Genomic DNA, 9,824 nt, shown 5'->3' with positions numbered 1-9,824 from the left:
GGGGACAAGGGGCAGGCGCCATCCGTGTTCCGCACGCCTTTGTGCGGGACGTCTTCTCGGTCGGTCGTCAGACCATCAGCGCGCGGTCCGTCGGGCGGATCGGCGCCGGCAGGTCGCTCGCGCCGGCGAGGTGGCGGTCCACCCCGCGCGCCGCCGAGCGGCCCTCCGCGATCGCCCACACGATGAGCGACTGGCCGCGGCCGGCGTCACCGGCGACGAACACGCCCGGCACGTTGGTCTGGAAGTCGGCGTCGCGGGCGATGTTGCCGCGCTCGTCGAGCTCCAGGCCGAACTGGTCGACCAGGCCGTTGTCGCGGTCGGTGCCGGTGAAGCCCATGGCGAGGGTGACCAGCTGGGCGGGGATCTTGCGCTCGGAGCCCGGCTTCGGGGTCAGCTTGCCGTCGATGAACTCCACCTCGGTGAGGTGCAGCCACTGGACGTTGCCGTCCTCGTCGCCCTCGAAGTGGGTGGTGGAGACCGCGTAGACGCGCTCGCCGCCCTCCTCGTGGGCCGAGGTGACCTTGTAGAGCATGGGGAAGGTCGGCCAGGGCTGGTTGATCGGGTGCCGCTCGTCGCTCGGGCGGGGCATGATCTCCAGCTGCGTGACGGAGGCCGCGCCCTGGCGGTGGGCGGTGCCCACGCAGTCCGCGCCGGTGTCGCCGCCGCCGATGACCACGACGTGCTTGCCCTCGGCCGAGATCGGGGGCGCCACGAAGTCGCCCTCCTGGACCTTATTGGCCAGCGGCAGGTACTCCATGGCCTGGTAGATGCCCTTGAGTTCACGGCCGGGCACCGGCAGGTCGCGGGCCGTGGTGGCGCCGACGGCCAGGACGACCGCGTCGTAGCGCTTCTTCAGGTCCGTGGCCTTCAGGTCGCGGCCGATCTCGATGCCCGTGCGGAAGCGGGTGCCCTCCGCGCGCATCTGCTCGATACGGCGGTTGATGTGCCGCTTCTCCATCTTGAACTCGGGGATGCCGTACCGGAGGAGGCCTCCGATGCGGTCCGCGCGCTCGTAGACGGCGACGGTGTGACCGGCGCGGGTCAGCTGCTGGGCGGCGGCGAGGCCGGCCGGGCCCGAGCCGACGACCGCGACCGTCTTGCCCGACAGGCGCTCCGGGATCTGCGGGGCGACGTCCCCGGTCTCCCACGCCTTGTCGATGATCGAGACCTCGACGTTCTTGATCGTGACGGCCGGCTGGTTGATGCCGAGCACACACGCCGACTCACAGGGAGCGGGGCACAGCCGGCCCGTGAACTCCGGGAAGTTGTTCGTGGCGTGCAGGCGCTCCGAGGCGGCGGCCCAGTCCTCGCGGTAGGCGTAGTCGTTCCACTCGGGGATGAGGTTCCCGAGCGGGCAGCCGTTGTGGCAGAACGGGATGCCGCAGTCCATGCAGCGGCTGGCCTGCTTGCTGATGATCGGCAGCAGGGAGCCGGGGACGTAGACCTCGTTCCAGTCCTTGACGCGCTCCTCGACGGGGCGGGACTTGGCGACCTCGCGCCCGTGGTTCAGGAAGCCCTTCGGGTCAGCCATTGATCGCCGCCTCCATCATCTTCTCGTGGGTCTCGGTCTCGGAGAGACCGGCTCGCTCGGCGGCGTCCTTGGCGGCGAGCACTGCCTTGTACGTGCTGGGGATGATCCTGCTGAAGCGCTCGACGGCGGTGTCCCACTCGGCCAGGAGCTTCTCGGCCACGGTCGAGCCGGTCTCCTCCTGGTGGCGGCGGACCACGTCGTGCAGCCACTGCTTGTCGGTGTCGTCGAGCGGCTCGACGGCGTCGAGGTTGCCGGCGTTGACGTTGTCCCGGTCGAGGTCGATGACGTAGGCGATACCGCCGGACATGCCGGCCGCGAAGTTGCGGCCCGTCTCGCCGAGCACCACCGCGTGACCACCGGTCATGTACTCGCAGCCGTGGTCGCCCACGCCCTCGGAGACGACCGTCGCGCCGGAGTTGCGGACGCAGAACCGCTCACCGGTCTTGCCGCGCAGGAACATCTCGCCGCCGGTGGCGCCGTAGGCGAGGGTGTTGCCCGCGATGACGCTGTACTCGGCGAGGTGGTCGGCCGCGCGGTCCGGGCGGACCACGATCCGGCCGCCGGACAGGCCCTTGCCGACGTAGTCGTTGGCGTCGCCCTCCAGGCGGAGCGTGACACCGCGTGGCACGAAGGCGCCGAAGGACTGGCCGGCGGAGCCGGTGAAGGTGATGTCGATGGTGTCGTCGGGCAGGCCCGCGCCACCGAACTTCTTGGTCACCTCGTGGCCGAGCATGGTGCCGACGGTGCGGTTGATGTTGCGGATCTGCACCTGGGCGCGGACCGGCTGGGCCTCGGTGGCGTCCGAGGCGGCCAGGGCGTCCGCGGCGAGCTTGATCAGCTGGTTGTCGAGCGCCTTCTCCAGACCGTGGTCCTGGGCGATCAGCTGGTGGCGGACCGCGCCCTCGGGCAGCTCGGGCACGTGGAACAGCGGCTCCAGGTCCAGGCCCTGCGCCTTCCAGTGGTCGACGGCGCGCGTGACGTCCAGCGTCTCGGCGTGGCCGACGGCCTCCTCGATGGAGCGGAAGCCCAGCTCGGCGAGGATCTCGCGGACCTCTTCGGCGATGTACTGGAAGAAGTTCACGACGTACTCGGCCTTGCCGGTGTAGCGCTCGCGCAGCGTCGGGTTCTGCGTGGCGATGCCGACCGGGCAGGTGTCGAGGTGGCAGACGCGCATCATGACGCAGCCGGAGACGACCAGCGGGGCGGTCGCGAAACCGAACTCCTCGGCACCGAGCAGCGCGGCGATGACCACGTCACGGCCGGTCTTCAGCTGGCCGTCGGTCTGCACGACGATGCGGTCGCGCAGGCCGTTGAGGAGCAGGGTCTGCTGGGTCTCGGCCAGGCCGAGCTCCCAGGGGCCGCCGGCGTGCTTCAGCGAGGTGAGCGGCGAGGCGCCCGTGCCGCCGTCGTGGCCGGAGATGAGGACGACGTCCGCGTGCGCCTTGGACACACCGGCCGCGACCGTGCCGACGCCGACCTCGGAGACCAGCTTGACGTGAATCCGCGCCTGCGGGTTCGCGTTCTTCAGGTCGTGGATCAGCTGGGCCAGGTCCTCGATGGAGTAGATGTCGTGGTGCGGGGGCGGCGAGATGAGGCCGACGCCCGGCGTCGAGTGACGGGTCTTGGCGACCCACGGGTAGACCTTGTGGCCGGGCAGCTGGCCGCCCTCGCCGGGCTTGGCGCCCTGGGCCATCTTGATCTGGATGTCGTCGGAGTTGACCAGGTACTCGGAGGTCACACCGAAGCGGCCGGAGGCGACCTGCTTGATGGACGACCGGCGGGCCGGGTCGTACAGGCGCTCCGGGTCCTCGCCGCCCTCACCGGTGTTGGACTTGCCGCCCAGCTGGTTCATGGCGATGGCGAGGGTCTCGTGCGCCTCCTGGGAGATGGAGCCGTACGACATGGCGCCCGTGGAGAAGCGCTTGACGATCTCCGAGACCGGCTCGACCTCGTCGATGGAGATCGGCTGCCGGTCCGACTTGAAGCCGAACAGGCCGCGCAGCGTCATCAGGCGCTCGGACTGCTCGTTCACACGCTCGGTGTACTTCTTGAAGATGTCGTAGCGGCCGGAGCGCGTGGAGTGCTGGAGGCGGAAGACCGTCTCGGGGTCGAACAGGTGCGGCTCGCCCTCGCGGCGCCACTGGTACTCGCCGCCTATGTCCAGCGCGCGGTGCGCGGGGGCGATGCCGGAGGCCGGGTAGGCCTTGGCGTGCCGGGCGGCGACCTCCTTGGCGATGACGTCGATGCCGACGCCGCCGATCTTGGTGGCGGTGCCGTTGAAGTACTTCTCGACGAAGGTCTCGTCGAGACCGACGGCCTCGAAGACCTGGGCGCCGCGGTAGGAGGCGACGGTCGAGATGCCCATCTTGGACATGACCTTCAGCACGCCCTTGCCGAGGGCGTAGATGAGGTTGCGGATGGCCTGCTCGGACTCGATGCCGGGCAGGAAGGTGCCGGCGCGGACCAGGTCCTCGACGGTCTCCATCGCCAGGTACGGGTTGACGGCGGCGGCGCCGTAGCCGATGAGCAGGGCGACGTGGTGGACCTCGCGGACGTCACCGGCCTCGACCAGCAGGCCCACCTGGGTGCGCTGCTTGGTGCGGATGAGGTGGTGGTGGACGGCCGCGGTGAGCAGCAGCGACGGGATCGGCGCGTGCTCGGCGTCCGAGTGGCGGTCCGACAGGACGATCAGGCGGGCGCCGTTCTCGATGGCGGCGTCGGCCTCGGCGCAGATCTCATCGATGCGCGCGGCGAGGGAGTCACCGCCGCCGTGCACCCGGTACAGGCCGGAGAGGGTCGCGGCCTTGAAGCCGGGCATGTCGCCGTCGGCGTTGATGTGGATGAGCTTGGCCAGCTCGTCGTTGTCGATGACCGGGAAGGGCAGCACGACGCTGCGGCAGGAGGCCGCGCTCGGGTCGAGGAGGTTGCCCTGCGGGCCCAGCGAGGAGCGCAGGGAGGTGACGAGCTCCTCGCGGATGGCGTCCAGCGGCGGGTTGGTGACCTGCGCGAACAGCTGGGTGAAGTAGTCGAAGAGCAGCCGCGGGCGGTCCGACAGGGCGGCGATGGGCGAGTCGGTGCCCATCGAGCCGATCGGCTCGGCGCCGGCCTTGGCCATCGGCGCGAGGAGGACGCGCAGCTCCTCCTCGGTGTAGCCGAAGGTCTGCTGGCGGCGGGTGACCGAGGCGTGGGTGTGGACGATGTGCTCGCGCTCGGGCAGGTCGCCCAGCTCGATCTCGCCGGCCTCCAGCCACTCCCCGTACGGGTTCTCGGCGGCGAGCTCGGCCTTGATCTCGTCGTCCTCGATGATGCGGTGCTCGACGGTGTCGACGAGGAACATGCGGCCGGGCTGGAGGCGGCCCTTGCGGACGACCCTGGCCGGGTCGATGTCCAGGACGCCGACCTCGGAGCCGAGGACGACGAGGCCGTCGTCGGTGACCCAGTAGCGGCCGGGGCGCAGTCCGTTGCGGTCGAGGACGGCGCCGACCTGCTTGCCGTCGGTGAAGGTGACGCAGGCCGGGCCGTCCCAGGGCTCCATCATCGTGGAGTGGTACTGGTAGAAGGCGCGCCGGGCCGGGTCCATGGAGTCGTGGTTCTCCCACGCCTCCGGGATCATCATCAGCACGGAGTGCGGCAGGGAGCGGCCGCCCAGGTGCAGCAGCTCCAGGACCTCGTCGAAGGAGGCGGAGTCGGAGGCGTCGGGCGTACAGACCGGGAAGATCCGGTCGATGGCCTTGTCGTCGCCGCCGAACAGGTCGGACACGAGCTGCGACTCGCGGGCCACCATCCAGTTGCGGTTGCCCTTGACGGTGTTGATCTCACCGTTGTGCGCGACGAAGCGGTACGGGTGGGCCAGCGGCCACGAGGGGAACGTGTTCGTCGAGAACCGGGAGTGCACGAGCGCGATCGCGGAGGCGAAGCGGCGGTCGGACAGGTCCGGGAAGAAGGGCTCCAGCTGGCCGGTGGTCAGCATGCCCTTGTAGACGATCGTCCGGGCGGACAGCGACGGGAAGTAGACGCCGGCCTCGCGCTCGGCGCGCTTGCGCAGCACGAACGCCTTGCGGTCGAGGTCGATGCCCGTCGCGGGCACGGCCGCGCCGTCGCTGACGAAGATCTGGCGGAAGACCGGCATGGTCGACCGGGCGGTGGCGCCCAGCAGCTGGGGTGCGACCGGCACCTCGCGCCAGCCGAGCACGGTCAGGCCCTCGTCGGCCGCGATCGTCTCGATCCGCGAGACGGCCTCGGCGGTGGAGTCCTCCGGCAGGAAGGCGATACCGACGGCGTAGCCACCGGCCTCGGGAAGTTCAAATCCGGCCACGTCGCGGAAGAAGGCGTCCGGGACCTGCGACAGGATGCCGGCGCCGTCGCCGGAGTCGGGCTCGGAGCCGGTGGCGCCGCGGTGTTCGAGGTTGCGCAGGACGGTCAGAGCCTGCTCGACCAGGGTGTGGGACGCCTCGCCGGTGAGGGTGGCGACGAAGCCGACGCCGCAGGCGTCGTGCTCGTTGCGGGGGTCGTACATACCCTGCGCAGCAGGGCGAGCATCCATGAAGGACCAGTTCTGGCCATTCGCGGAATGCTGGGACGGCTGGCGCGGCGTACGCATCGGCTCTCCCGTCGTCGTCAGTGGCATATGCAAGGTGCCGAGGGACGACGTTGGCCCTCGCGTGATCGCAAAATTTCGTGCAGGTTACATGATGGAGCGGTTCTCGGGAACCGGGATAATCCGTTCCAGCATGCGGACACCGGAGGTTCGCGGCGGGGGTTCCGCACCGACGGTGGAAGCTATGGAGGGCCAGTACGGAACGACCGGGTGAGATCGAAGCCCGACGGGCCCGAGGGCAGGGCGGGCGTCTTCGCCCACCCCGCTGGGGGGGGTACGCGGCGAGCCTCGTTGCCCGCAGCGCTTACGGCTCATGCCCGGTGGTTGCGCAGTCGAAACCAGCGGGTAACGGTTACTTATGCGGCCCCACGCATAAGTGCAAGCCGAGCTATCCTACGGCCGTTCCGAACAGGGTGCCCAGGGCGTACGTCACACCGGCCGCCGCGCCACCCAGGAACAGCTGCCGGAGCCCGCTGTACCACCAGGTGCGTGCCGTCACCCTGGCCACCACCGCGCCGCACAGGAAGAGCCCGAGCAGCGCCAGCAGCACGGCCGGCAGCAGGCTGCTCGCCCCCAGCAGGTACGGCAGTACGGGAACCAGGGCGCCGAGCGCGAAGGAGCCGAAGCTCGACACCGCGGCCACGGTGGGCGAGGGCAGATCGCCGGGGTCGATACCCAGCTCCTCCCGGGCATGGATCTCCAGCGCCTGCTCGGGATCCTTCGACAGCTGCCGGGCGACCTCGTCGGCCAGCTCGGGCTCGACCCCTCTCGACCGGTAGAGCGCGGCGAGCTCGGCCTCCTCGTCCTGCGGGTGCTTGCGCAGCTCGCGCCGCTCCACGTCCAGCTCGGCCTCGACGAGCTCGCGCTGCGAGGCGACGGAGGTGTACTCGCCGGCGGCCATGGAGAAGGCGCCTGCGGCGAGGCCCGCGAGTCCGCTGAGGACGACGGCCTGCTGACTGACCGCACCGCCCGCGACGCCGGTCATCAGAGCCAGGTTGGAGACGAGGCCGTCCATCGCACCGAACACCGCGGGACGCAGCCAGCCGCCGTTCACGTCCCGGTGGGTGTGGTTGTCCCGGTGCGCCTCGTGCAGCGCCGCCTCGGTTTCGATGATGGCCATGGAAGATCCCCGGTTCCTTCTCTGAAAAGCCTGTCCGGAAAGCCTGTTTGGACGAGTTCCAGACTTTTACAACACCCAAAGTACGCTCTGAATTCCGACCCCGCCAGCAAGGAAAGGCTGGGCTAACCTGCGGTTTTACCGCTCAGCGCTCACTTGATGGCAGCCACGCACAGATGTCGACCGGGTGATGCTGCGGCCCGGAGGGCTGGGCGCGGTCGCCGGAGTGGGACACATCCCGTATGGCATCGATCGCCTGCATCCCTTCCGTCCCGGCGCCCGGGGACGCCACCGGGCGCCGGGAACGGGCCCGCGGCGCGCTGCTGGGCCTCGCCGTCGGTGACGCCCTCGGGGCCCCGGCGGAGAACATGAAACCCTCCGAGATCCGCGCCCGGTGGGGCCGTATCACCGGCTACGTGACGGATAACCCGTCCGGTACGGACGACACCGAGTACGCGATCTTCTCCGGCCTGCTGCTGGCCCGGCACGGCTCGGCGCTCACCCCGGCGCACGTGGAAGCGGCCTGGCACGAGTGGATCGCCGACCGCGACGAGGGTCCGTTCCGCGGTGCCGGCTTCAGCGAACGCGGCACGCTGGAGAATCTCCGCCGGGGCCTGGCCGCCCCCATCTCCGCCCAGCACCGGCATGCCTGGAGCGACGGTCTGGCCATGCGCGCGGCCCCCTTCGGGGTGTTCGCGCCGGGCCGCCCGGCGGAGGCGGCCCGGCTGGCGGCGGTCGACGGCTCGGTGAGCCACGACGGCGAGGGCATCTACGGGGGCCAGGCGGTGGCCGCGGGGGTGGCGGCGGCGATGGCGGGAGCGCAGCCGATCGCGGTGGTGGCCGCCGCGCTCGCGGTCGTTCCCGACGACTCCTGGACGGCCCGCTGTCTGCGCCGCGCCGTGGCGGTGGCCCACCGCGGCGAACGCGCGGTCCGCTCCGCGGTCGTCATCGGCGGCTACCCCTGGACCGACCTGGCCCCCGAGGCGGTCGCCCTCGCCTTCGGCGCGTACGCGGCGGCCGACGGCGACTTCGAGCAGTCCGTCCTCACGGCCGTGAACATGGGCCGCGACGCCGACACGACGGCGGCGGTGGCGGGGGCCCTGGCGGGCGCGACACGAGGGGCGTCGGCGATTCCGGAGGCCTGGGCGGCCCCCATCGGCCCGGTCCGGGGCCGGTGCCTGCCGGCGATGACCGGCTACCACGTGCTGGACGTGGCGGACCTGCTGACATCGACGGCGGCGAACGGACAGGAGCCCGCCTCGACCGACTTCGTCCTCGCACCGGACAGCGAAACGGATCCCCACACATGACGGCCCATGCCCCGACAGTCGCCGACGGCGATCCCAGGGACGGAGGCCGAGTCGTGACAACGCACGAACCCGCAGCCGCCGACGGCGAATCCGCCCCACAGGAGACCAGGACCGCCCGGGCCACAGTTCCGGACGGTGCGCGGGTGGGAGACAAAAGGGCCGAAGGCCTCCTGCTCGGACTCGCCGCAGGCGACGCCGCCGGCTGGCCCGCCGCCCGCCACAGAGCCGCCCGCATGCCCGACTGGACCCGCCGCCTCACCCGCGAACTGGACACCTTCGCCGAGCAGAACGCCACGACGACCCTGCCCGTCCCCATCGCCCTGAACCAGCCCCCGGAACCCCTCCGCCTCGGCCCCTCCGACGACGCCGAATGGGCGGCCTTCGCCGCCGAAGCCCTGCTCCGCGCCGGTGACGACACCGTCCTGGGCGACCTCAGCCGGGACCGCCGCACCCGCGCCGCGATCGACCTCACCTGGAACGCCGTCGCGAGCGAGGTGGCCGCGGCGGCACAACGCGCGCCCGAGATCGAGTCCGCCGTCCTCCCCCTGCGCGCCCGCATCTCCGTCCGCGCCGGCCTCGGCAACCTCGCCACCGGCCTGCGCCCGCCCGCCACCGGCCACGACAACCCGCACTACTTCGACGACGCGGCCTGCGTTCGCGCCTGCGTCCTGGCCGTGGCCCACCCGGGAGACCCCCGGCGCGCCGCCGACCTCGCCGAGTTCGACGCCCGCTACACCCAGGACGGCGACGGCGTGCACGGCGCCCGCGCGATGGCCGCGGCCCTCGCCCTCGCCCTGGCCGGCGCGAACGTCGACGCCTGTGTCACGGCGGCCCTCTCCGAACTCCCGGAGGAGACGGAGATCGGCCGCAACGCCCGCCACGCCCTCCGCCTCGCCGCCACCGCGGACAGCGCCTTCGCCCTGGTCCCGCCCCTGGAACACCAGATCGTCGACCACGTCTACAGCTACGGCGTCGCCGCCGCGGAAACGGTCCCGGTCGCCCTCGCCCTGGCCACCGCCGCCCGCGGCCGTATCGCGGAGGCGGTCCCGGCGGCGGCCTGCCTGTCCCGGGTCGCGGACTCCGCCCCGGCCCTCGCCGGCGCCCTCACCGGCGCGCTGGGCGGCGGCGCCTCGATCCCCGCCTCCTGGCGGGAGACCTGCCGCACCCTCTCCGGCTGCGTCCTGCCCCGCCTCACCGGCACGGACCTCGTGGAACTCGCCGGACTCCTGGAAGCCGCACAACCGGCCCACCCGGGTGGATGATGCGCCC

General features: G+C 71.5%; 5 protein-coding genes. 2 read left to right on the top strand and 3 right to left on the bottom strand.

Annotation, left to right across the window (positions count from 1 at the left end; translation table 11 throughout):
• Positions 1–67: 67 nt before the first annotated feature.
• The 3 genes from ABEA82_RS32870 to ABEA82_RS32860 form a co-directional block, all read right to left on the bottom strand.
• Complete coding sequence (locus ABEA82_RS32870) at positions 68–1,531, bottom strand: glutamate synthase subunit beta (protein ID WP_345665372.1); 1,464 nt, start codon at positions 1,529–1,531, stop codon at positions 68–70.
• The gene (gene gltB / locus ABEA82_RS32865; RefSeq protein ID WP_345665371.1) at positions 1,524–6,131 is read right to left on the bottom strand and encodes a glutamate synthase large subunit; all 4,608 of its coding nucleotides are present in this window, start codon (positions 6,129–6,131) and stop codon (positions 1,524–1,526) included. Before gltB ends, ABEA82_RS32870 begins: the two co-directional genes overlap by 8 nt.
• A gap of 385 nt (positions 6,132–6,516) precedes the next feature.
• Positions 6,517–7,248, bottom strand: coding sequence for a VIT1/CCC1 transporter family protein (locus tag ABEA82_RS32860; RefSeq protein ID WP_345665370.1), 732 nt, complete (start codon positions 7,246–7,248; stop codon positions 6,517–6,519).
• Between the two features lie 239 nt (positions 7,249–7,487).
• Here ABEA82_RS32860 and ABEA82_RS32855 point away from each other — a divergent pair, with 239 nt between their 5' ends.
• Both ABEA82_RS32855 and ABEA82_RS32850 read left to right on the top strand, forming a co-directional pair.
• A complete protein-coding gene (locus ABEA82_RS32855; protein ID WP_345665369.1) occupies positions 7,488–8,555 on the top strand; it encodes an ADP-ribosylglycohydrolase family protein in 1,068 nt (355 codons plus the stop codon).
• A 53-nt stretch (positions 8,556–8,608) separates the two neighbouring features.
• The gene (locus ABEA82_RS32850; protein ID WP_345665368.1) at positions 8,609–9,817 is read left to right on the top strand and encodes an ADP-ribosylglycohydrolase family protein; all 1,209 of its coding nucleotides are present in this window, start codon (positions 8,609–8,611) and stop codon (positions 9,815–9,817) included.
• Positions 9,818–9,824 lie beyond the last annotated feature (7 nt).

The organism is Streptomyces venetus (genome assembly GCF_039540295.1).
Lineage (GTDB): Bacteria > Actinomycetota > Actinomycetes > Streptomycetales > Streptomycetaceae > Streptomyces > Streptomyces venetus.
This window is presented reverse-complemented; position numbering and strand designations above follow the sequence as displayed.